This window comes from Ralstonia sp. ASV6 (assembly GCF_016429285.1).
Taxonomy (GTDB): domain Bacteria; phylum Pseudomonadota; class Gammaproteobacteria; order Burkholderiales; family Burkholderiaceae; genus Ralstonia; species Ralstonia flaminis.
Window position 1 is genome coordinate 1 of the sequence record NZ_JAELUI010000069.1, and the last position, 20,859, is coordinate 20,859.

24 protein-coding genes are annotated in these 20,859 nt (G+C 62.6%); 13 read left to right on the forward strand and 11 right to left on the reverse strand.

The genetic code is table 11. The annotated features are described in order from the left end of the window. Both JHD73_RS14990 and JHD73_RS14995 read left to right on the forward strand, forming a co-directional pair. Positions 1–1,087: amino acid aminotransferase (locus JHD73_RS14990; RefSeq protein WP_199031069.1), on the forward strand; the 1,087-nt coding region annotated here is incomplete at its 5' end. Between the two features lie 195 nt (positions 1,088–1,282). Beyond that, positions 1,283–2,554 carry a polyhydroxyalkanoate depolymerase gene (locus JHD73_RS14995; protein WP_199031070.1) on the forward strand — a complete coding sequence of 424 codons (1,272 nt, stop codon included), beginning with the start codon at positions 1,283–1,285 and terminating at the stop codon, positions 2,552–2,554. A 64-nt stretch (positions 2,555–2,618) separates the two neighbouring features. Here the strand turns inward: JHD73_RS14995 and JHD73_RS15000 are convergent, their stop codons facing one another. Further along, positions 2,619–3,317, reverse strand: a complete 699-nt coding sequence (locus JHD73_RS15000; protein WP_199031071.1) for a TetR/AcrR family transcriptional regulator — start codon at positions 3,315–3,317, stop codon at positions 2,619–2,621. Between the two features lie 140 nt (positions 3,318–3,457). Between JHD73_RS15000 and rsxB the strand changes: the two genes are divergently transcribed. Together rsxB and nth are read left to right on the forward strand one after the other, a co-directional pair. Then, positions 3,458–4,288 (forward strand): electron transport complex subunit RsxB, encoded by an 831-nt coding sequence (gene rsxB / locus JHD73_RS15005; protein WP_199031072.1) that lies wholly within the window; start codon positions 3,458–3,460, stop codon positions 4,286–4,288. Positions 4,289–4,297: 9 nt separating this feature from the next. Further along, positions 4,298–4,942: an endonuclease III gene (nth, locus tag JHD73_RS15010; protein ID WP_048931750.1), complete on the forward strand. Its 645-nt coding sequence runs from the start codon at positions 4,298–4,300 to the stop codon at positions 4,940–4,942. A 50-nt stretch (positions 4,943–4,992) separates the two neighbouring features. Here the strand turns inward: nth and JHD73_RS15015 are convergent, their stop codons facing one another. After that, on the reverse strand, positions 4,993–5,580 hold the full coding sequence (locus tag JHD73_RS15015; RefSeq protein WP_199031073.1) for a malonic semialdehyde reductase: 588 nt from the start codon (positions 5,578–5,580) through the stop codon (positions 4,993–4,995). 649 nt (positions 5,581–6,229) lie between these two features. Here JHD73_RS15015 and JHD73_RS15020 point away from each other — a divergent pair. Beyond that, on the forward strand, positions 6,230–7,996 hold the full coding sequence (locus JHD73_RS15020) for a S10 family peptidase (protein ID WP_233176989.1): 1,767 nt from the start codon (positions 6,230–6,232) through the stop codon (positions 7,994–7,996). Positions 7,997–8,077: 81 nt separating this feature from the next. On the opposite strand, the gene JHD73_RS15025 is transcribed toward JHD73_RS15020, so the two are convergent. Further along, entirely contained in the window at positions 8,078–9,013 is a 936-nt protein-coding gene (locus tag JHD73_RS15025) for a DMT family transporter (protein ID WP_199031096.1), read from the reverse strand. Between the two features lie 117 nt (positions 9,014–9,130). Here JHD73_RS15025 and JHD73_RS15030 point away from each other — a divergent pair, with 117 nt between their 5' ends. Then, positions 9,131–9,565 carry a DUF1841 family protein gene (locus tag JHD73_RS15030; protein ID WP_199031075.1) on the forward strand — a complete coding sequence of 145 codons (435 nt, stop codon included), beginning with the start codon at positions 9,131–9,133 and terminating at the stop codon, positions 9,563–9,565. A gap of 69 nt (positions 9,566–9,634) precedes the next feature. Here JHD73_RS15030 and JHD73_RS15035 read toward each other — a convergent pair whose 3' ends face one another. Next, positions 9,635–10,033, reverse strand: coding sequence for a cytochrome c (locus JHD73_RS15035; RefSeq protein WP_199031076.1), 399 nt, complete (start codon positions 10,031–10,033; stop codon positions 9,635–9,637). 11 nt (positions 10,034–10,044) lie between these two features. Then, positions 10,045–10,404 carry a cytochrome c gene (locus JHD73_RS15040; protein ID WP_199031077.1) on the reverse strand — a complete coding sequence of 120 codons (360 nt, stop codon included), beginning with the start codon at positions 10,402–10,404 and terminating at the stop codon, positions 10,045–10,047. 299 nt (positions 10,405–10,703) lie between these two features. Between JHD73_RS15040 and JHD73_RS15045 the strand changes: the two genes are divergently transcribed. The 5 genes from JHD73_RS15045 (at position 10,704) to JHD73_RS15065 (ending at position 14,277) form a co-directional block, all read left to right on the forward strand. Further along, positions 10,704–11,585, forward strand: a complete 882-nt coding sequence (locus JHD73_RS15045) for a MoxR family ATPase (protein WP_199031078.1) — start codon at positions 10,704–10,706, stop codon at positions 11,583–11,585. Positions 11,586–11,598: 13 nt separating this feature from the next. Further along, positions 11,599–12,204 (forward strand): GNAT family N-acetyltransferase, encoded by a 606-nt coding sequence (locus tag JHD73_RS15050; protein WP_199031079.1) that lies wholly within the window; start codon positions 11,599–11,601, stop codon positions 12,202–12,204. After that, positions 12,201–12,527, forward strand: coding sequence for a multidrug efflux SMR transporter (locus tag JHD73_RS15055; protein ID WP_199031080.1), 327 nt, complete (start codon positions 12,201–12,203; stop codon positions 12,525–12,527). Before JHD73_RS15050 ends, JHD73_RS15055 begins: the two co-directional genes overlap by 4 nt. 21 nt (positions 12,528–12,548) lie before the next feature. Beyond that, positions 12,549–13,724 carry a VWA domain-containing protein gene (locus JHD73_RS15060; RefSeq protein WP_199031081.1) on the forward strand — a complete coding sequence of 392 codons (1,176 nt, stop codon included), beginning with the start codon at positions 12,549–12,551 and terminating at the stop codon, positions 13,722–13,724. A 154-nt stretch (positions 13,725–13,878) separates the two neighbouring features. Next, complete coding sequence (locus JHD73_RS15065) at positions 13,879–14,277, forward strand: nuclear transport factor 2 family protein (protein WP_199031082.1); 399 nt, start codon at positions 13,879–13,881, stop codon at positions 14,275–14,277. A gap of 69 nt (positions 14,278–14,346) precedes the next feature. On the opposite strand, the gene JHD73_RS15070 is transcribed toward JHD73_RS15065, so the two are convergent. The 3 genes from JHD73_RS15070 to JHD73_RS15080 all read right to left on the reverse strand — a co-directional run bounded on the left by JHD73_RS15070 (position 14,347) and on the right by JHD73_RS15080 (position 17,404). Then, positions 14,347–15,222 (reverse strand): spermidine synthase, encoded by an 876-nt coding sequence (locus JHD73_RS15070; RefSeq protein WP_199031097.1) that lies wholly within the window; start codon positions 15,220–15,222, stop codon positions 14,347–14,349. An 8-nt stretch (positions 15,223–15,230) separates the two neighbouring features. Next, a complete protein-coding gene (locus JHD73_RS15075) occupies positions 15,231–15,989 on the reverse strand; it encodes a tetratricopeptide repeat protein (protein ID WP_199031083.1) in 759 nt (252 codons plus the stop codon). 95 nt (positions 15,990–16,084) lie between these two features. Next, a complete protein-coding gene (locus tag JHD73_RS15080; RefSeq protein WP_199031084.1) occupies positions 16,085–17,404 on the reverse strand; it encodes a hypothetical protein in 1,320 nt (439 codons plus the stop codon). Between the two features lie 187 nt (positions 17,405–17,591). Here JHD73_RS15080 and JHD73_RS15085 point away from each other — a divergent pair, with 187 nt between their 5' ends. After that, positions 17,592–17,963, forward strand: a complete 372-nt coding sequence (locus tag JHD73_RS15085) for a helix-turn-helix transcriptional regulator (protein ID WP_199031085.1) — start codon at positions 17,592–17,594, stop codon at positions 17,961–17,963. A gap of 22 nt (positions 17,964–17,985) precedes the next feature. Further along, entirely contained in the window at positions 17,986–19,068 is a 1,083-nt protein-coding gene (locus JHD73_RS15090) for an SRPBCC domain-containing protein (protein ID WP_199031086.1), read from the forward strand. A gap of 71 nt (positions 19,069–19,139) precedes the next feature. Here the strand turns inward: JHD73_RS15090 and JHD73_RS15095 are convergent, their stop codons facing one another. From JHD73_RS15095 to JHD73_RS15105, 3 genes are all read right to left on the reverse strand, one after another. Then, positions 19,140–19,649 (reverse strand): DUF1993 family protein, encoded by a 510-nt coding sequence (locus tag JHD73_RS15095; RefSeq protein ID WP_199031087.1) that lies wholly within the window; start codon positions 19,647–19,649, stop codon positions 19,140–19,142. A 178-nt stretch (positions 19,650–19,827) separates the two neighbouring features. After that, on the reverse strand, positions 19,828–20,271 hold the full coding sequence (locus tag JHD73_RS15100; RefSeq protein ID WP_199031088.1) for a thioesterase family protein: 444 nt from the start codon (positions 20,269–20,271) through the stop codon (positions 19,828–19,830). 114 nt (positions 20,272–20,385) lie between these two features. Further along, positions 20,386–20,847 (reverse strand): Lrp/AsnC family transcriptional regulator, encoded by a 462-nt coding sequence (locus tag JHD73_RS15105; protein WP_039596296.1) that lies wholly within the window; start codon positions 20,845–20,847, stop codon positions 20,386–20,388. Between the last annotated feature and the right edge of the window lie 12 nt (positions 20,848–20,859).

The following is a 20,859-nucleotide window of genomic DNA, read 5'->3' on the forward strand; positions in this document are numbered from 1 at the left end:
GTACTTCACCGACGAAGGGAAAATTCCGGTGCTGCGCGCCGTGCAGGAAGCTGAAAAGGCCCGCCTGGCTGCCACGTCCCCGCGCGGCTACCTGCCGATCGAAGGCATTGCCGCCTACGACCAGGCCGTGCAGAAGCTGCTGTTCGGCGCGCAATCGCCGCTGATCGCCGAAGGCCGTGTGGTCACCGCGCAGGCCCTGGGCGGCACGGGCGCGCTGAAGATCGGCGCGGATTTCCTCAAGCGCCTGTACCCGGACGCCAAGGTCGCCATTTCCGACCCGAGCTGGGAAAACCACCGCGCGCTGTTCGAATCTGCTGGCTTCTCTGTCGTCAACTACGCGTACTACGATGCCCCGTCGCACGGCCTGAACTTTGCCGGCATGCTGGAGTCGCTCAACAGCTACGCGCCGAACACCATCGTCGTGCTGCACGCCTGCTGCCACAACCCGACCGGTGTGGACATGACCACCGAGCAGTGGAAGCAGGTCGTGGAAGTCATCAAGGCCAAGAGCCTGATCCCGTTCCTCGACATGGCCTACCAGGGCTTTGCCGACGGCATTGAGCAGGACGGCCAGGCTGTGCGCCTGTTTGCTGACTCCGGCCTGTCGTTCTTCGTGTCGAGCTCGTTCTCGAAGTCGTTCTCGCTGTACGGCGAGCGTGTTGGTGCCCTGTCGATCGTGACGGGCAGCAAGGACGAAGCCACCCGCGTGCTGTCGCAGGTCAAGCGCGTGATCCGCACCAACTACTCCAACCCGCCGACGCACGGCGGCACGGTGGTTGCCAGCGTGCTGACCAGCCCAGAGCTGCGTGCGATGTGGGAACAGGAACTGGGCGAGATGCGTGACCGCATCAAGTCGATGCGCAACGCGCTGGTCGACAAGCTGGCCGCCAAGGGCGTGAAGACCGACTTCTCGTTCGTGAAGGCACAGCGCGGCATGTTCTCGTACTCGGGCCTGACCTCGGCCCAGGTGGATCGCCTGCGCAACGAGCACGGCATCTATGCCGTGTCGACCGGCCGGATCTGCGTGGCCGCACTGAACACCCACAACATCGACGCCGTGGTCAACGCCATCGCCGACGTGCTGTAAGCGCCACGCTGAGCGGGCAATTGCAAAATTAAAAGCGGCTTCGGCCGCTTTTTTGTTGCATATCGCTAGACTGACACGGGCGCATCATACAAGCCGCGCAACACTCTGTTATCAGGGTTTCTGCTGCATCGCAGTAATATGCGCCTAGGTGCATAATCGTTTGCGTCGCCCTCGCCACCACAGATCGGTCCAGCCATGCTTTACCAGCTCCATGAATTCCAACGCGCCCTGCTCAGCCCCATGACGGCTTGGGCACAGGCGACCGCCAAGACCTTCACCAACCCCTTGAGCCCGCTGTCGATGGTGCCTGGCGCCCAGCGCTACGCCGCTGGCTACGAACTGCTCTATCGCCTGGGCAAGGAATACGAGAAGCCGGAATTCGGCATCCGCTCGGTCAAGTCCAACGGGCGCGACATTCCGATCGTCGAGCAGACGATCATCGAGAAGCCGTTCTGCCGCCTGATCCGCTTCAAGCGCTACGCTGACGACGCCGAGACCATCAAGCTGCTCAAGGATGAGCCGATCGTGCTGGTGTGCGCGCCCCTGTCGGGCCACCACTCCACGCTGCTGCGCGATACCGTGCGCACACTGCTGCAGGATCACAAGGTGTACGTGACCGACTGGATCGACGCCCGCATGGTGCCGGCCGAGCACGGTGCCTTCCACCTGTCGGACTACATCAACTACATCCGCGAGTTCATCAACCACATTGGCGCTGACAAGCTGCACGTGATTTCGGTGTGCCAGCCGACTGTGCCGGTGCTGGCCGCCATCTCGCTGATGGCCTCGGACGGCGAAAAAACACCGCGCACCATGACCATGATGGGCGGCCCGATCGACGCGCGTAAGAGCCCGACCGCCGTCAACTCGCTGGCAACCAACAAGTCGCACAGCTGGTTCGAGAACAACGTGATCTACACGGTGCCGGCCAACTACCCGGGCCATGGCCGCAAGGTCTATCCGGGCTTCCTGCAGCACGCCGGCTTCGTGGCAATGAATCCGGACCGCCACCTGTCGTCGCACTACGATTACTACCTGAACCTGATCGAAGGCGACACGGAAGACGCGGAAGCCCACGTGCGCTTCTACGACGAATACAACGCCGTGCTCGACATGGCCGCCGAGTACTACCTGGAAACCATCCGCGACGTGTTCCAGGAGTTCCACCTGGCCAACGGCACGTGGGTCATCGAAGGCAAGCCAGTGCGCCCGCAGGACATCAAGAGCACTGCGCTGTTCACCATCGAAGGCGAACTGGACGACATCTCCGGCAGCGGCCAGACTGAGGCAGCCCATGGCCTGTGCACCGGTATCCCGAAGACGCGCAAGCAGCATTTGACGGCACCAAAGTGCGGCCACTACGGCATCTTCTCGGGTCGCCGCTGGCGCGAGCAGGTGTATCCGCAACTGCGCGACTTCATCCGCCAGTACGATCAAGGCGCACAGCGCATCAAGGCCGTCGCCTAAGCCCGCTGCACCAAAAAAAAGCCTCGCAACCGCGAGGCTTTTTTGTTTTGGACCCGCACACTGCTCAGCCCTCTGGCCGCTCCAGATACGCCAGCAGCATCTTGATGTGCAGCTGCGCGAAGGCTTCGTGCTCGTCAGCCGAGGCAATGTCTCGGCCAATCACCGCGCTGATCGTGTAGCGGTTGGACAGCACGTAGTAGCCCAGTGCAGAGATCGTGAGGTACAGCCGCGAGACATCCACATCCTTGTGGAAGATGCCGCTGCGCTGACCGCGCTCGACCACACCACGCAGCACGTCGATCACCGGGTTGACCAGCTCCCCCAGATGCGGCGATGTCTTCAGGTGCCGTGCCTCGTGCAGGTTCTCGCTGTTGAGCAGACGGATGAACTCGGGGTTCTCGTAATAGAAATCCCAGACGAAACGCGCCAGCTGGATGACCGCTTCACGCGGGTCAGACGACTCGATCTGCACCTGTTCTTCAGCCTGCTTGAAGCGGAAGTACATGTGCTCAAGCACGGTCAGGAAGAGCTTTTCCTTGCTGCCGTAGTAGTAGTACAGCATGCGCTCGTTGGTCTCGGCGCGGCGGGCGATGGCGTCGACACGGGCGCCGGCAAAGCCACCGCGTGAGAACTCCTCAAGCGCAGCGGCAAGGATGCGCCGGCGCGTACCTGCGGGGTCGCGACGCGCGCGGGGTGCGGCAGAATCGCCCGAGGCGTCGACGGGATCGATGTCGGCGAGCGGCGCGGCTGGGTAAGACGGCATGGCACGTCGGTCCGTTTAGAACCCAAAGATTATGTCATACGGTTAAGACATGGCCGCCGCGGCCCATGTCAGGGCATGCACGCCTTGCGCGACTGCCAAATCAGCGATAATGGCAGGCTATTCAAACAACAAGTCCCATCGTGGTTTCCTTGGTCCCCGCATTGGCCACGTCCCTGGCCGACCGGCTCGAAAACCTCCTGCCGCAAACGCAATGCACCAAGTGCGGCTACAACGGCTGCCGTCCGTATGCGCAAGCCATGGCGAACGGCGAGGCGTTGCCCAACCGCTGCCCGCCGGGCGGTGTGGAAGGCATCCGCCGCCTGTCCGACGCACTCGGCCGCACAGGTGACCTGCTGCCGCTAGATCCTGCAAATGGCATCGAGCAGCCACGCGCGATTGCCGTCATCGACCCCGAACGCTGCATCGGCTGCACGCTGTGCATCCAGGCGTGTCCGGTCGACGCGATCGTCGGCGCACCCAAGGCCATGCACACGGTGCTTGAAGATTGGTGCACCGGCTGCGACCTCTGCGTGCCACCCTGCCCGGTCGATTGCATCGACATGATCCCCATCAGCGGCGAACGCACGGGCTGGGACGCCTGGAGCCAGGCACAGGCCGACGTCGCCCGCGATCGCTACGAATTCCGCAACGCGCGCCTCAAGCGCGAGCAAGCCGAGAACGAAGCGCGCCTAGCCGCCAAGGCCGCTGCCAAGCTGGCCGCCGTCAGCGCAGAACAACCCGCTGATGACGCCGAGCGTGCCGCCCAGACACGCAAGAAAGCAATCATCCAGGCGGCGATCGAGCGTGCCCGCCAGAAGCAGGCGGAGATGGCCGCACGCGGGCAAGGTCCGCGCAACGTCACCGATGTGTCGGCAGACGTGCAGGCCCAGATCGACGAAGCCGAAGCCCGCCGCAAGCGCATCGCCGACCAGATCGAGCAAAGCGCCAACCCTGACGCAGACAAACCCTGACCCCCGACGATGAATCCCGCCAAGCGCCACGCCATCTTCGAGACCCTGCGCGAGAACAACCCCACGCCGACCACCGAGCTGGAATACACCTCGCCGTTTGAGTTGCTGATTGCGGTGCTGCTTTCTGCGCAGGCGACCGACGTGGGCGTGAACAAGGCCACGCGCAAGCTGTTTCCGGTGGCAGATACGCCGGCCAAGATGCTGGCGCTGGGCGAGGAAGGCATCACCGAATACATCAAGACCATCGGGCTGTACCGCACCAAGTGCAAGCACATCCTGCAGACGTGCCGCATCCTGCTCGACCAGTACGGCGGTCAGGTGCCGCGTGATCGCGCCGCCCTGGAAAGCTTGCCGGGCGTGGGCCGCAAGACCGCCAATGTGGTGATGAACACGGCCTTCGGCGAGCCGACGATTGCAGTAGACACGCACATCTTCCGCGTGGCCAACCGCACCGGGCTGGCGCCGGGCAAGAACGTGTTGGAAGTCGAACTGAAACTGCTGAAGGTGGTGCCGGAGGAGTTCCGCCAGGATGCGCACCACTGGCTGATCCTGCACGGACGCTACGTATGCAAGGCGCGCAAGCCCGAGTGCTGGCACTGCGCGATCGAGCCACTGTGCGAGTTCAGGCCAAAGACGCCGGCGCCGAAGGAATAAAAAACGGGGACATCCGAGTCCCCGTTTCCTTTTGCGCGATCGGCTATCGATCAGACGATCTTGCAGGCCTCTTCAAACGACAGACGCGGGTTGCGCGGGTGCAGCTTCTCCACGTCGCCGTAGCCGATGTTCATGATGAAGTTGACCTTCCACTGGCCATCGGGAAAGAACGTTTCGTTGACCTTGTTGGCATCGAAACCCGCCATCGGGCCGCAATCCAGACCCAGCGCACGCGCGGCGATCACCAAGTAACCACCCTGCAGCGAGCTGTTCATCAGCGCGGCAGCGTTGATCTTGGCCTGGTCACCGGCGTACCACGAACGCGCGTCGGCGTGCGGGAACAGCTTGGGCAGTTGCTCGTGGAATTGCGTGTCGTACGCAACGATCACGGCCACGGGCGCCTGGCGGGTCTTTTCCTGGTTGCCAGCCGACATGCACGGAATCAGGCGCTCCTTCGCGGCTGCGCTCTTCACGAACACGAAACGGGCCGGCGTGCTGTTGGCAGCGGTCGGGCCGTACTTGACGGTCTCGTACAGCGTGTTCAGCAGTTCATCGTCGACCGGCTTGTCCAGCCACACGTTGTGGGTGCGGGCTTCATGGAACAGTTGGTCCAGCACGGACGGTTCAAGCATGGGCATTGCTAAGCGCTCCTGAAAAGAGTCAAGAAGCGCATTGTATGCGCGACACAGCGTGCACGGTGACCCTGCTCACACCCGGGGGATAGCGCCGCCGAAGTCGCCCCGCGTCATCGCATTGGTAGAAACAACAAGCTTTCTTTGTATTTAATCGCTGTTTTTGCGGTGCGCAATTGCACAAAGACTGTCCTTTTTACCAATCGGCCGCGTGCGATGAAAAACAGACCTTTACAACGGTTTGCTTACGAACTACTTTTTCGTTCGTCATTGAATCACCAGCAGGGTTGAGTGAATCGGATTCGCACTTTGATTTAACCAAAGTGCGCGGATGCATTCGCGCTAACGTTTTCGCTTGGCCTCTGTCGGCTTTGCGCAAACACCCTGTCACCTTGACTCCGGCGCTGTTCCTCGTTTTGAAACCTCATCGGGTTTCAGGGGGATGATTTTGCCGAATAAAAATGTATTGAATTAAATTCCCCGTAAGAGGCGGGAAATCAGAATATCTGCTTTGCGCTGGATAGATATTACGAAACGCAAATCAGATATGGAGCCAACTTAAAACTATCCGTTTTAAGTGATGGCGTTCGTCACCCTGAAAAAGGCCATTATCGCCATGAAAAAATCCAGGTTATCGACCAGTGATTTTGCAGGTATGCCCAGAGCCCTGGGCGCATCGCTTGCCGCGGCAGCGCTTGCTGCCGCGCTGCTGGCGGGTTGCGGCGGCGGGGACTCCTCCGCCACAGCCAGCCCCAGCGGCACCGCTGTGGATGCCGGCAAGACTGTCACGCAACCGGTGACGGCAGCCACGCCCCCCGACCAGCCCTACGTAGACCCCAACGTCTACGGCACCGGCCCCAATGACGCCCTGGCCGCCGACCCTGGCGAAAGCGCCGCCATCACGCACCACACGGTGAGCATCGGCGGCAAGAGCATCGCCTACACGGCCACCGCCGGCCACCTGACGACCATTGACCCAGTAACGTCGAAAGCCAATGCGTCGATGTTCTACGTGGCGTACACGCAGGACAATCCGGACCCGTCCAAGCCGCGCCCGGTGACGTTCTTCTATAACGGCGGCCCCGGCTCGTCGTCGGTCTTCCTGCTGCTCGGCTCGTTCGGGCCGAAGCGTCTGCAGTCGTCGTTCCCGAACTTCACGCCGCCCGCACCGTACAAGTTGCCCGACAACCCGGACAGCCTGCTCGACCGCTCCGACCTCGTGTTCATCAACCCCGTGGGCACCGGCTATTCGGCCGCCATCTCCCCGGCCGTGAACAAGAACTTCTGGGGCACCGATCAGGATGCGCACTCGATCGACCGCTTCATCCAGCGTTACCTGACCAAGAACTCGCGCTGGAACTCGCCCAAGTTCCTGTACGGCGAGTCGTACGGCACGGCACGCAGTGCGGTGCTGTCGTGGCTCCTGCATGAAGATGGCATCGAGCTGAACGGCATCACGCTGCAGTCGTCGATCCTCGACTATGCGAATGCGCTCTCGGCCATCGGCACCTTCCCGACGCTGGCTGCCGACGCGTGGTACTGGAAGAAGACAACCGTCAACCCGCCGCCGACCGATCTCGACAGCTACATGGTCCAGGCGCGCAACTATGCGGACAACACGCTCACGCCGCTCGCGCAAGCGCCCAACCCGCAAGACGGTGGCTTCGTCAACGTGCGCCTGAACCTGAACCTGCAGGCCGCGCAGACGATGGGCTCGTACATCGGCACCGATCCGGTCTCGTTGATCCAGACGTTCGGCAACCCGGCTGCGCTGGGCAATGTTCCGTCGCAGAACAACAACCCGCCGTACACGTTCTTCCTGACGCTCAATCCGGGTATCCAGATCGGCCAGTATGATGGCCGCGCAAACTACACGGGCCAGGGCATCGCACCGTTTATCCTGCCGAATTCGGGCAGCAACGATCCGTCGATCTCCAACATTGGCGGCGCGTACACGGTGCTGTGGAACAGCTACCTGAACACCCAGCTCAAGTACACGTCGACCTCGTCGTTCGTGGACCTGAACGACGCCGTGTTCAACAACTGGGACTTCAGCCACATCGACCCGACCGGCGCCAACAAGGGGGGCGGCAACACGCTGTACACGGCTGGCGATCTGGCCTCGACGATGAGCCTGAACCCGGACCTGAAGGTGCTGCAGGCCAGTGGCTACTTCGATGCGGTCACGCCGTTCCACCAGACCGAGCTGACGCTGGCGCAGATGCCGCTTGATCCGACCATCAAGGCCAAGAACCTGACGATCAAGAACTACCCGTCAGGCCACATGATCTATCTGAACGATGCGTCGCGCACCGCGCTCAAGGGGGATCTGGCCAGCTTCTACGACGGCGTGATGGCCGACCGTCCGGCCCTGATGCGGGTGCAGGGCCTGCAACGCTTGCCAGAAGGCGTGAAGAAGTAATCCGCCTGAAGGAGCAAAAAAACGCCCGGCCCTGAGTCACACCAGGCCGGGCGGTTTTCATTTTGAGCAGCCGATCAAACCTCAGACCATGTCTTCCGCACGGTGGCCTGCAGGCTTTGCATCGGCACGCGTGAGCCATAGCACGCCGGCCAGGATCAACGCCCCACCGATCATCTGCGTGGGCGCAATCGACTCACCCAGCAGCATTGCCGCCAGCAGCACCGTCACCACCGGCTCCAGCGTGGAGAGCATCGACGCCTGCGCCGCACCCAACTTCTGCAGGCCGGCAAAGAAGGTGAGAATGGCCACCACCGTCGACAGGCCCGCAATCGCCAATGCAGCGGCCCAGCCGCCCATCGTGCCCGGCAAGTGCGCTGGGGCACCGGCCACCGCCATGCCCGTGTAGACGACACCGGCGGCCGTGCAGATGACGGTGGTACAGGCCAACGGATCCACCCCATGCGTCACGCGCGCCCCTACGGTGATGTAGATCGAGTAGATGGCAGCCGAGGCCACACCCAGCCCGATACCGAGCAAACTGCCGCCCGACAGACCCGCGCCACCCACCGTCAGCCCCGCCCCCACTGAGCACAGTACCAGCGCCACAATGGCCGCCGTGGTCAACCGTTCGCGCAGAAACACGGCAGCCAGCACCGTGACGAACATCGGATACAGATACAGCAGCAGCGCCACTAAGCTCGCTGGCGCGTAGTTCAATGCCGAGAAAAACGTGAACGACTGCCCCGCATAGCCAATCCCCCCCATCGCAGCCAAGCCAAGCACACGCGACCACGGCGGAATGCCGATGCGCCGCACGCGCATCACCACCATCAACGCCAAAGCCGCAATGACAAAGCGCACCATCAGTAGGCCCACCACGTTGGCGCCGCTCGCATAGGCGTAGTGGGTGAAGATCGCCATTGCCCCGAACGATGCAGCGGAAATGGCAATCAGCAGCACACCGAGCAGCTTGTCAGCGGCACGTGCGGCGAGGGTGGAATCGGTGCTTTGTCTCATGGTGCGCGGCTCTTGGTCGGATTTCATCGCCGTCTGCGGGGTGGGTTGCCATTGTAGCGTTGGCGCCGCTTGGGGGCCCCGGCACACGGCCAAGCAGGCCGGTACAATGGCGGGATCATGTTCAATCCCTCCCGCGACGAAGTCCGCCAGTTCTTTTGCGGCGCCTGGCGCAAGCATCGCCAGGCCGACATTCTCACGCCGCTCGAAGCCATGGCGGTCGACTGGATGCAGCTGCATCCCGAATACCACGACACCCTGGACGCCGGCGAAGACGCCCTCGCCCGTGATTACACACCCGAGAGCGGCCAGAGCAACCCGTTCCTGCATCTGTCGATGCATCTGTCGATCAGCGAGCAGGTATCGGTAGACCAGCCGCGCGGCATCCGCGCCGCTTACGAGGCGCTGGCCCAGCGGCTCGACTCGCCGCACGAGGCGCAGCACCAGGTGATGGAGTGCCTTGGCCAGATGCTGTGGACCGCCCAGCGCACCGGCCTGCCGCCCGACGGCGAGGCGTATATCGAATGCGTGCGCAAGCGCGCCACGGCCCGCTAGGCGCCCGAGTCATCCGTCCAATAAAAAACCGCTCCGAAGAGCGGTTTTTCTTTGCCTGCCGAAGCTGGCTTACTTCTTGAGCACCAGCGAGCCTGGCAGCGATTCGATGTACGCGGCGATGTCCTTCAACTCCGCCTCGGTGAACGGACGCGGCTTGCCGTCTGCGCCGATGGTGGCTGGGTTGCTGTTGACCTGGCCAGCCATGATGGCGTTGCTGCGGCCCATCAGCGGGTTGTTGCTGGTCTGATAGGCCAGCAGTGCGTGGTAGATGTAGTCGCCGTGCTGGCCAGCCAGCTTCGGGTAATCCGGCGAAATCGGGGCATTCAGGCCGGCACCGTGGCAGGCCGCGCACGTACCCTTCTCCACCAGTTGCTTGCCCTTTTCCAGATCGGCAGCTTGTGCCAGGGTCGCGACACCTGCGGCAGCACCCACGATCAACGCGCCCAAACCGAGCGAGATCTTTTTCATGTTCGTCCTCGTCACTTCCGGGGGTTGTTGGGCGTAGCGGCCGTCTGCTGCGAGTAGTACGCAGCGAGGTTGGCGATGTCCTGGTCCGTCAGCGACCCGGCAATGGCACGCATGGTCGGGTGCTTGCGGTCACCCTTCTGGTACGCGTGCAGTGCGCTTTCGATGTACTTGGCGTTCTGGCCGCCCAGATAGGGCACGCGATACACCTCGGGGAACGACGTCTTGTAGTCGGGGATGGCATGGCAGCCGATGCACATCGCAACCTTGCTCTGGGCAGCTGCGGCATCGCCCTGGATGTCCGCTGCGGCGGCTGACGCGGCCAACGCGCCTAATGTGCCAAATGCGGCCACCATGGTGAGGATCTTTTTCATCTCGTTCTTAAGCGTGGAGTTCAGAATCCTGCTCGCCCTGCCTGGCTTGACTGTCGGCCGGCTGTCTCTCTGGGCGCCTTCACCGGCTGCTGGCAAGGTGCCATAAGACGGTTGTTTTGAGGTGCGTCAAACCGGCGCATTGTAGCGCACAGATTTTTTTCCAGTCCAGTTAGGGGTCCCGTGACTTGACAGCGGGGAATGGCGCGGCCGAACAGCCCTGGCGGCACCGGGCAGCAAACGCCCAAACTCTCTTATACTGGCCGTTTCCGATTTCTTTTACCGCCCAGTAGGCTTGCACGATGACCACCACCACCTCGCCTGCCGCATCCAACCAGCGTGCGCGTTTTGAAGGCTCCGACCAGTACGTCGCCACCGATGACCTCAAGCTTGCCGTCAATGCCTCGATGACGCTGCAACGCCCTCTGCTGATCAAGGGCGAGCCGGGCACGGGCAAAACCATGTTGGCCGAGGAAGTGGCCGCTGCGCTGGGCATGCCGTTGCTACAGTGGCACGTGAAGTCGACCACCAAGGCGCAGCAGGGCCTGTACGAATACGACGCTGTCTCGCGCCTGCGCGATTCGCAACTGGGCGACGACAAGGTCCACGATATCCGCAACTACATCGTCAAGGGCGTGCTGTGGCAGGCCTTCGAGGCGGACAAGCCAGTCGTGCTGCTGATCGACGAGATCGACAAGGCCGACATCGAATTCCCCAATGATCTGCTGCGCGAGCTGGATCGCATGGAGTTCTATGTGTACGAGACGCGCGAAACCATCGCTGCCCGCCATCGCCCGCTGGTCATCATCACGTCGAACAACGAGAAGGAACTGCCCGACGCCTTCCTGCGCCGCTGCTTCTTCCACTACATCAAGTTTCCGGATGCCGAGACGATGCAGGCCATCGTCGACGTGCACTACCCGGGCATCAAGCCGGCGCTGGTCAAGGCCGCGCTGGATGCGTTCTACGAGATGCGCAACCTGCCGGGGCTGAAGAAGAAGCCGTCGACGTCGGAACTGATCGACTGGCTCAAGCTGCTGCTGGCCGAAGACATTCCGCCGGAATCGCTGCGCAGCCAGGACAAGAACGCGGCCATTCCGCCGCTGCACGGCGCGCTGCTCAAGAACGAGCAGGACGTGCATCTGTTCGAGCGGCTGGTCTTCATGAACCGCGCGAACCGCTGAACGGGGCTACCACATGCCGCGCCTGATCGACCCCGTCACGCTGTCCGGCCAGCACGCCTGGCTGGAGCCACTCGGCCCCGAGCACGAAGAGGAAGTCCGCGCTGCAGCCGCTGACGGCGAGCTGTGGCGGCTCTGGTACACCTCCGTGCCCTCGCCGGACAAAGTCGGCGACTGGCTGGCCATTGCACTGGACATGCGCGAGCGGCTCGGCGCCATGCCTTTCGTCGTGCGTGAGGTGCATGACGGCAAGCCCGGCAAGGTGGTCGGCGCCACACGCCTCTTCAACGTGGACGAGGCCAACCGTCGGCTGGAAATCGGCCACACGTGGTATGCCAAGTCGGTGCAGCGCACCGCCATCAACACGGAATGCAAGCTGCTGTTGCTGACGCACGCGTTCGAAACGCTGCGCTGCATTGCCGTGGAATTCCGCACGCACTGGATGAACCACCAGAGCCGTGCTGCCATCGCTCGCTTGGGCGCCAAGCAAGACGGCGTGCTGCGCAATCACCAGCGCATGCCGGACGGCAGCTTCCGCGACACGGTGGTGTTCTCGATCATCGAATCGGAATGGCTGACCGTGAAGCGCCATCTGCAGTACAAGCTGGAGCAGCCGCGATGAACCCATGGTTGCTGCTCGCCGGCACCATCGTCACCGAGGTGATCGGCACCTTGTGCCTGAAGCTGTCCGAAGGGTTTTCCAAGCCGCTGTGGATTGTGGGCACGGCCATCTGCTACGGCTTGGCCTTCTGGGGCTTGGCAATCGTCATGAAGCGCATCGACATGAGCATCACGTATGCGGTGTGGTCGGGCGTGGGCACGGTGCTGACGGCCGTCGTCGGCATCCTGCTGTTCAAGGAGGGGGTGTCGATGGCCAAGCTTTCGGGCATCGGCATGGTGGTGGGCGGCGTGGTGCTGCTGAACGTCAGCGGCACGTCTCATTGAGCCACCGAGCAGGAGACTGACATGCTCATCGATTTCTTCTTCACCCTGCGGCACGCCAAGCTGCCGGTCTCGGTCAAGGAATACCTGACGCTGCTTGAGGGGCTCAAGCAGCAGGTCATCGCGCCTTCGCTCGACGAGTTCTACTTCCTGGCACGCATGACGCTGGTCAAGGACGAGAAACACTTCGACAAGTTTGACCAGGCGTTCGGTGCGTACTTCAAGGGCGTAGAAGGCGCGGTCGACTGGCGCGCGGATATTCCGCTCGACTGGCTGATCAAGAAGCTGGAGCGCGAACTCTCGCCGGAAGAGAAAGCCAAGGTCGAAGCCATGGGCGGCCTCGACAAGCTGATGGAGCGCCTGAAGGAGCTGCTGGGTGAACAACACGAGCGCCACGAAGGCGGCAGCAAGTGGATCGGCACCGGCGGCACGTCGCCATTTGGACACGGCGGCTACAACCCGGAAGGCATCCGCATCGGCGGGCCGTCGAAAGGCAACCGCACGGCGGTCAAGGTGTGGGAAGCACGCGCGTACAAGGACTACGACGACACCGTCGAACTCGGCACGCGCAACATCAAGGTGGCGCTGCGCCGCCTGCGCAAGTTCGCGCGTGATGGCGCTGACATCGAGCTGGACCTGGACGACACGATCCATTCCACTGCGGCCAACGCCGGCATGCTCGACATCAAGATGCGCCCCGAGCGGCACAACAACGTCAAGGTGCTGATGCTGATGGACGTGGGCGGCTCGATGGACGATCACATCAAGCGCGTGGAAGAGCTGTTCTCTGCGGCCAAGACCGAGTTCAAGCACCTGGAGTACTACTACTTCCACAACTGCGTGTACGAGCACCTGTGGAAGAACAACCGGCGCCGCCATGCTGAGCGCTTCTCCACGTGGGACGTCATCCGCAAGTACCCGCCCGACTACAAGCTGATCTTCGTGGGCGACGCCACCATGAGCCCGTACGAGATCCTGCAGGCCGGCGGCTCGGTGGAATACAACAACGCCGAGGCCGGTGCCGTCTGGCTCAAGCGGCTGATCGAGCAGTTTCCAAAGTTCGCCTGGCTCAACCCCGAGCCGGAGGGCTTGTGGGAATACCGCCAGTCCATCTCGGTCATCAACCAGATCATGAAGACGCGGATGTATCCTGTGACCATCGCTGGGTTGGAATCGGCGATGCGGTTGCTGTCCAAGTAACGCCCTCGCCTTTCTCGTTTCTCCGGGCGTGGATGCAGTGATTACCTGCCGCGTAATCGACACCATCCACGCCGGCGCCGAAGATGAAGCCATGCAGCACGGAAGACGAATCACCGTGCTTCGCAGCCTCCCCCACTTCGAACGGAGAAACGCCATGACCGCCACGCAACTCGCTGCCAACGAAACCCTCGCTGACACGCTGGTCGACCGCTACATCGCCGCCTGGAACGCAACCGACGCCGCGCAGCGCCGCACGCTCGTCGCCCAAACCTGGACCGAAGGGGCCACCTATGTCGACCCACTGATGCAGGGCGCAGGCCGTGACGGCATCGACGCGCTCATCGCCGGTGTGCACGCGAAGTTTCCGGGCTTCCGCTTTGCGCGCGACGGCGGCGTGGACGTGGTGCAGGACACCATCCGCTTCCGCTGGACGCTCGGGCCGGACGGGCAAGCGCTGGTCAAGGGCACGGATTTCGTCCGCATTGAAGGCGACCGCATGCACGTAGTGACCGGTTTCATCGACCAGATGCCGGGCATGGGCGACGCGGCCTGAGCGCACACCCTCGCAAAGCAAACGCCCCGGCATACCGGGGCGTTTTTCATTGGCGAACGATGCTGACGCTCAGATCTTCAGCATGTCTTCCTGACCCGCATTGGCATTGCGCAGCCCCTCTGCCCAACCCTTGGTCGGCAGCTTGAGCGAAGCCTGAAGCGCAGCGGCGCGCTCTTGCACGGCCTCCCAGCTCACCTGCAGCGGCGGGCCGTTGAAGGCCAGCGCAATCACGTTGCCATCGTGCACTTCGGGGAAGACGAGCACGCGGTTATCGAACGCATCGCAGATGCGCTCGATGTTGCGCGGGAAGCTGGTGTGATCGCCAAACAGGTTGATCGTCATCACTCCGGGCGAGCGCAGCATCTGGCGGCAAGCCTTGTAGAACGCTGGCGTATCGAGTACCGGACCGCGGGCCGTGGCGTCGTACAGATCGATTTGCAGTGCATCGACGGTGCCGTGGTGGCTGGCATTCATCACCCAGTCGTAGGCGTCCTGCTCCAGCACGCTCAGGCGCGCGTCATCAAACGGCATGCCGAACATGCTGCGCGCGGCGACGATGACCGACGGATTCAGCTCAACCGCCGTCACCTGCGCGGGCGCGAGTTGGCGGTGACAGAACTTGGTCAGCGCAGCCGCACCGAGGCCCAATTGCACGACATGGAAATCCTTTCGCGATGCCGGGTCCAGGAACAGCATCCACGCCATCATCTGCTGGGCGTACTCCAGCTCAATGGCATCTGGCTTGGACAGGCGCATCGCACCTTGCACCCACTCGGTGCCGAAGTGCAGGTAGCGCACACCGGCCAGTTCAGAGAACGTGACCGGAGCAAAGCGCGGGGCCATGCGCTTGGGTTCGTCATCGTGGTCCATGCGGTCTTCGCGCTTGGCGCGAGCGGGACGTCGCGAGGCCACGGCCTCGATGGATTTGCGTTTCAACAGCGTCATAAAGCGGATCAACGGGAAGAAGTCTGGGCTGCCTGCGCGCGCTGCAGCCATTCACGGTTGTGGTCTTTGGCGTAGCGCGTCCAGTGCTTGGCGTCGCGCAGGATCTCGTCAAACAACGTTTGGGCGCGTTGCTTGTCGGCATCGTTGTTCTGGGCGAGCAGCCATTCGCCGAACAGGCAGCGGGCGGCGGCATCATTGGCGTAGGTCAGCGCCTGCTCGAACGCCTCGCGCGTGTTGGGTGCGCCGATGGCAGCCAGCGCGCGGGCGTAGAGCAGCGTCGGATCGGGCTGCTGGCGGGTCACGCGGTGAGCCTCGAACAGCGTCTCCAGCGTGCCCTTGGCAAGCGCCGCATCGCCGGTGGCGAACTGTGCGCGGGCCAGACCCAGCAGCACGGCCGAATCCCCTGCAAACGGGCCAGTGGCCGCCTGCTCAAAATGCTGGCGCGCTTCCTTGGCATCGCCCGCTTCCAGCAGCGCTTCACCCAGGCGCAGGCGGTGTTGCACGGTCGGCGCACGGTCGAAATCGTTGCGTGCCTCGCGCACGGCACGGTTCGGATCAATGAGTTGGGTGACAGCGCGGCTCGCTACACGGGCACCGCGCGAGTGGCGCATCTCCGGCAGGTAGATGGCGAAGAAGTACACCACGCTGCCCAGCAGCGGAAACGCAAACAGGATGAACAGCCAGTACATGTTCTGGTTGCTGCGCACCACGTGCACGGCAAAGAACAGCGCGACGATGACGTGAAACCCGATTCCAAGAAACGGCATGTTGAGGCCCGGTAACAGAAACGTGCCGGCACCCCCGCGCCAGCTACGGGCGCGATTGTGACAGATGCGCCCGCCGGGAGGCGAGCGCGCTCTGATTACGGTTTCATCAACTCACATTGATTCGACATCGATTCGCAGCGCGAGCACGTGTCCTGCGCACGCTGATTGATCGTCTGCAAACCATTGGTGTTGACCGCGTTGCGGTTCATCAGCCCGGCAATCCCGCCAATCACCCCCGCGCCGGCCGTCGTCAGGCAATCGGTGGTGCACTTGTCGGCCGAGGCCTTGCACTGGTTGTAGGCCACTAGGCGGCGCTGCTTATCGGCCTCCTGGCGCTGCTGCTCCATCTGCAGGCGCTGAGCATCAATATTGGCGCGCTGTGTGGCGGCAGCAGCTTGTGCCTGCGCTTGGGCCTGTGCGGCGTCGGCGCGGGCGCCTTGCGCGTCCACCTTGTCCTGCACGGCGGCCATGCGGCTGGCAGCAGATTCGATCAGGCGGCTCTTCGGAAAGCGCTCGATGATGGCGCGATAGGCATCCAGTGCACGGTCGTAGTGGTGTTCCTGCTCCTGGCGGCTACCGTAGGTGAAAAGCTTGTCGGCCTGCGCCGTGGCGATGAACTTGGTGTGTGCGGCCGCTGCGGCCTCGGCCTCGGCGTAGGTACGCTTCTTGGCTTCCCAGGCTGCATCGATGCTGTCCATGCGCGCCCGCGGCCAGTCTGCGTAGCCCTGGCTCTTGAGCGCGACGTCAAACTGGGCAACACAACTGTCGTAGGTTTCGCATTCCGTGATGTTCCAGTTGCCTGGGGCGCCGGTCACCAGTGCATAACCGTCGAGCGATTTGCTGGCACGGTCTGCCGCGCTTGGCCAGCCGGACCACGCCTTGGTGGCCGGGTTGTAGCGCGCCAGATAGATCACGTTGCGACGGTTGCTCGCAGCGCCGTCACCGCCCACCACCGTAAATGCGGCCCGCTCGTGGTTATCGGTCGCATTCTGGCGATACGCACCTTGCAGGGTACCGTTCACGTAGTAGTCGACCGAATAGCCGCCTTCCGGGTAGGTTACCTTGCGATAGGTTTCCTGCAGCGGGCTTTGCTGTGCCGAATAGCCAGACACAATGGTCGTTTGCGGCACACCTGTGCTGTCGAAGCGTCGGCCTTCATATTTGCCGACCAGCTTGCCGGCTGCCCAGTAACCGACCTCTTCGGAGCGATGATCGGTGTTCACGTACGTCAGCTTGCCATCGCCCTGCGCGTAACCGTCAACGCAGCGGCCTTCCCACTTGATGGTCTCACCCGGCTGCGGCGACGGATTCCAGACCTTGCAGCCCGAAGCCGGATCGGCAAAAAACGCGCTGGGCGCTGCATGCACCCCGGCCGACATCAACAAGGCGGCCAACGCCCCCACGACAGTCTTCATGTGATTCCCCCCAAAAGCATTCAAATCCGCGCTTTTTGATCGCGTCGGACACAAGTCTGAGCGGTATCCGGGCACGCTGCTACCCCCATTTTGGGGATGTGATGTCTCCCCACATGCACTTCCAACCACAGTAGAGGCAGATGTAACGCGCCTTGACAGTCAATTAACCAACAAGTTAAATGAAGATATGCCGACATCAGACGACACCCTTTCGACCGTGTTCGCCGCCCTGGCCGACCCAACGCGCCGCGCGATCCTTGCGCGCCTTGCAGAAGGCGAAGCCCCGGTCAGCGAGCTCGCCCGCCCATTCGACATGTCCGCGCCGGCCATTTCCAAGCACCTGCGTGTGCTGGCCGAGGCCGGGCTGATCGAGCGTGAGATCAACGCGCGCTGGCGCATCTGCCACCTGCGCCCCGGCGCCTTGCGCGATGCGCATGGCTGGCTGGAGCGCTATCGCCAGCACTGGGAAGGCAATCTGGATCGCCTGGTTGCATTTGTTGAGCAAGCCCACGCCACATCCGCGCCCCCGGACGCGGACACCCCATCCACCAAGGACTGACAACAGACACCCGGAGACGACCATGGACCGCGCCGCCACTTTCGAACTGGAGATGACCCGCCATATCTGCGCACCGCGCGAGCGGGTGTTCGATGCCTTTACCGATCAGGCCGCGCTGGCAGTCTGGCATTGCCCGCGCGGCATGGGCGTGGTGGAAGCCCGCGCCGATGCGCGCGTCGGCGGCCAATACCGCATCGTCATGGGCGGGCGTGATGGCAACAGGCACATCGCCGCTGGTGAGTACCAGACGCTCGATCGCGCCAACTTCCTCGCCTACACGTGGTGGTGGGAGGTGGGCTCCATGTCGCCAGAGCTGAAGACGCTGATTGAAGTCACGCTCACCGACAAAAACGGCGGCACCGATCTGCACATGCGCCACACCGGATTCCCAGATGCGCAGACACGCGACGGCCACGTGGGTGGCTGGCAATCGGTCTTCAACCGCCTGAACGATTATCTGGACCCGGAAGGCACGGCCAGCACCGTCACCGTCTACGGCAACCCGCGCAGCACCTACTGCCGCACAGTGCGCATGGCGCTTGCCGAGAAAGGCGTGCCCTACAAACTCGATCCGCTCACACCCCATACGCCCGAGCTGGTCGCGCACAACCCGTTCGGCCGTGTGCCGGCATTCAGCGACGGCCCGATCGAGTTCTACGAAACCCGCGCCATCCTCACCTACATCGACGAGGCCTTCGATGGCCCGAGCCTGCTGCCGCAATGGGGCGCCACCGCCCACGCGCGTGGCGAGCAGTGGATCAGCCTGATCAACTGCCACGCCTACGACGCCATGGTGCGTCGCTACGTGCTGCAATACATCTTTCCCAAGGGCGCAGACGGACAGCCTGACCGCAAGGTGATCGATACCGCCGTGCCTGAGATTGCCGCACAGCTAGACGTGCTTGAACAAGCTTATGGCGAGCGCGACTACCTGGTCGGGAATACGGTGTCGATGGCAGACCTGTTCTTCACGCCGATTGCGATGTATCTGGAGATGTTTCCCGAAACCAAGGCGCTGCTGGACAAGCGGCCGAACATCCAGCGCGGGCAGGCGGCCATGCGTGCACGGCCCAGTTACGCCGCCACGATGCCGCAACTCGGTTGATCCGCACCCATGAAAAACGCCGGCGCCTGTGATCAGGCCGCCGGCGTTGTCTTTGCGGTGAAGCGCTTCGCTCAGGGGCGCCCGAGATAGTCGAACTTGCCGATCTCCACACCGTTATGGCGCAGCAGCGCATAGGCTATGGTGATGTGGAAATAGAAATTCGGCAGCATGAAGCCACGCAGATAGTCGATGCCGCTGAACTGCAGCTCGCCCTTCGGGGACTTGAGCGTGACCGTGCGATCTTCGCTACCCGCAAACGCCGCCGGGTCGACGCTGTTGACGTACTCGAGCGTCTTGGCAATGCGTGCCTTCAGTTCCGGAATGGTCGTCTCGACATCCGGATACGACGGCGGCTCCGCGCCCGACAAGCGCGCCGCCGCGCCTTTGGCCTGATCGCAGGCAATCTGCACCTGCCGCGTGAACGGATGCATGTCGGGCGCCAGGCGCGCGGTCATGAGATTGGCGGGGTCGAATTTCTTCGCCTCTGCATAGGCAGCCGCCTTGTCGAGCAACGACGACAGGTTGCCGAGCATGCGGTTGGCGGTCGGCACCAAAAACTCATACATCGAAGGCGTGGTCATCTGAAAATGCTCCGTAAGTTCAGGACAATCTGCGGGCAACGCCCGCCACAACAACTGTGGCGCGATTCTACCGCTGCATGCGATGGCTCACCCAAGCCCATCACAACCCCAAGGCCGAGAGTTAACCGGCCCAGCAAGCCCCCAATTCAGGGGATGCATGCCGTCATGCTCGGCGGCCTTACTCCACCCAGTTCACCTTCGGGAATCGACCCGCGAACCCCTCCGGCATCGCCATCACTTTCTTACCCACGTAGTCGAAGAACACAAAGCCTGACTTGGCCATGGCGATCAGCGTATCGTCGGCCGGGCGCGTGATACGGAAGATGATGTCGCCGCCGTACTTATTGAAGTCCATCACCCCCACCTCGAACAGCAATTGATCACGCGCATGTGCCTCGTTGCGATACATGGTCGCGAGGTCGGTCACGATGATGCCGCCTCCTTTCTGCCCGACATCGTCACCGGCGAACTCGTAAAGAAAGCGCGCTCGCGCCTCGGAGATCATCGAGATCATTGAGTCATTGGCAAGGTGATTGGCTGCGTTGATATCAGTCACGCGCACGGTCAGATGCGTGGAATAGCAGAACTGATCAGTCGGCAGGTCGAGTTTGAGACGGGCCATGATGGGAGTCGCAAAGATGGTTTGGGCGCCGCACCGGCCTGGCGGGCAAAACCACCATCATACGGAAGGTGCCGCACCGGATTACGGCATTGCAGCGTTGATGACCGCACCACCTTACCCATCATCGCGCACCGGCAACGCAGTCGAGTACTTGATCTGCTCCATCGCAAACGAAGAACTCACATCTGACAGCGGTACCGCCTTGATGAGCTGCTTGTAGACGCGATCGTAGTCCTCGATGCCGGTCACCGCGACGCGCAGCAGGTAGTCAACCTCGCCGCTCATCCGATAGACCTCGACCACTTCCGGCATATCGCGCACCACCTGTGTGAAACGCTGCGCCCACTTCTCGGTGTGCTGATCCGTGCGCACTGCAACAAACACTGTCGTACCGACACCCAGCTTGCGCGCATCGCACAGCGCCACCTGCGCCCGGATGACGCCCGTCTCCTTGAGACGTTGCACCCGCTTCCAGCAAGGCGTTTGCGAGAGATTCACGCGTTGCGCGAGTTCAGCAATGGGCAGCGTCACATCGGCCTGCAACAACCTCAGCAACTCGCGGTCAATGGCATCCATTTTTTGATAAGA

Excerpts from the sequence above, each read along its gene's own strand:
- JHD73_RS15080 (WP_199031084.1), bottom strand. The coding sequence starts at position 17,404 with ATGAAGACTGTCGTGGGGGCGTTGGCCGCCTTGTTGATGTCGGCCGGG.
- JHD73_RS15090 (WP_199031086.1), top strand. The coding sequence starts at position 17,986 with ATGGACCGCGCCGCCACTTTCGAACTGGAGATGACCCGCCATATCTGC.
- JHD73_RS15060 (WP_199031081.1), top strand. The coding sequence starts at position 12,549 with ATGCTCATCGATTTCTTCTTCACCCTGCGGCACGCCAAGCTGCCGGTC.
- JHD73_RS15030 (WP_199031075.1), top strand. The coding sequence starts at position 9,131 with ATGTTCAATCCCTCCCGCGACGAAGTCCGCCAGTTCTTTTGCGGCGCC.
- JHD73_RS15020 (WP_233176989.1), top strand. The coding sequence starts at position 6,230 with ATGCCCAGAGCCCTGGGCGCATCGCTTGCCGCGGCAGCGCTTGCTGCC.
- JHD73_RS15085 (WP_199031085.1), top strand. The coding sequence starts at position 17,592 with ATGCCGACATCAGACGACACCCTTTCGACCGTGTTCGCCGCCCTGGCC.
- JHD73_RS15015 (WP_199031073.1), bottom strand. The coding sequence starts at position 5,580 with ATGCCCATGCTTGAACCGTCCGTGCTGGACCAACTGTTCCATGAAGCC.
- JHD73_RS14995 (WP_199031070.1), top strand. The coding sequence starts at position 1,283 with ATGCTTTACCAGCTCCATGAATTCCAACGCGCCCTGCTCAGCCCCATG.
- JHD73_RS15040 (WP_199031077.1), bottom strand. The coding sequence starts at position 10,404 with ATGAAAAAGATCCTCACCATGGTGGCCGCATTTGGCACATTAGGCGCG.
- JHD73_RS15045 (WP_199031078.1), top strand. The coding sequence starts at position 10,704 with ATGACCACCACCACCTCGCCTGCCGCATCCAACCAGCGTGCGCGTTTT.
- JHD73_RS15035 (WP_199031076.1), bottom strand. The coding sequence starts at position 10,033 with ATGAAAAAGATCTCGCTCGGTTTGGGCGCGTTGATCGTGGGTGCTGCC.
- JHD73_RS15000 (WP_199031071.1), bottom strand. The coding sequence starts at position 3,317 with ATGCCGTCTTACCCAGCCGCGCCGCTCGCCGACATCGATCCCGTCGAC.
- JHD73_RS15025 (WP_199031096.1), bottom strand. The coding sequence starts at position 9,013 with ATGAGACAAAGCACCGATTCCACCCTCGCCGCACGTGCCGCTGACAAG.
- JHD73_RS15075 (WP_199031083.1), bottom strand. The coding sequence starts at position 15,989 with ATGCCGTTTCTTGGAATCGGGTTTCACGTCATCGTCGCGCTGTTCTTT.
- JHD73_RS15050 (WP_199031079.1), top strand. The coding sequence starts at position 11,599 with ATGCCGCGCCTGATCGACCCCGTCACGCTGTCCGGCCAGCACGCCTGG.
- JHD73_RS15095 (WP_199031087.1), bottom strand. The coding sequence starts at position 19,649 with ATGACCACGCCTTCGATGTATGAGTTTTTGGTGCCGACCGCCAACCGC.
- JHD73_RS15105 (WP_039596296.1), bottom strand. The coding sequence starts at position 20,847 with ATGGATGCCATTGACCGCGAGTTGCTGAGGTTGTTGCAGGCCGATGTG.
- JHD73_RS15070 (WP_199031097.1), bottom strand. The coding sequence starts at position 15,222 with ATGACGCTGTTGAAACGCAAATCCATCGAGGCCGTGGCCTCGCGACGT.
- JHD73_RS15065 (WP_199031082.1), top strand. The coding sequence starts at position 13,879 with ATGACCGCCACGCAACTCGCTGCCAACGAAACCCTCGCTGACACGCTG.
- JHD73_RS15055 (WP_199031080.1), top strand. The coding sequence starts at position 12,201 with ATGAACCCATGGTTGCTGCTCGCCGGCACCATCGTCACCGAGGTGATC.
- nth (WP_048931750.1), top strand. The coding sequence starts at position 4,298 with ATGAATCCCGCCAAGCGCCACGCCATCTTCGAGACCCTGCGCGAGAAC.
- JHD73_RS15100 (WP_199031088.1), bottom strand. The coding sequence starts at position 20,271 with ATGGCCCGTCTCAAACTCGACCTGCCGACTGATCAGTTCTGCTATTCC.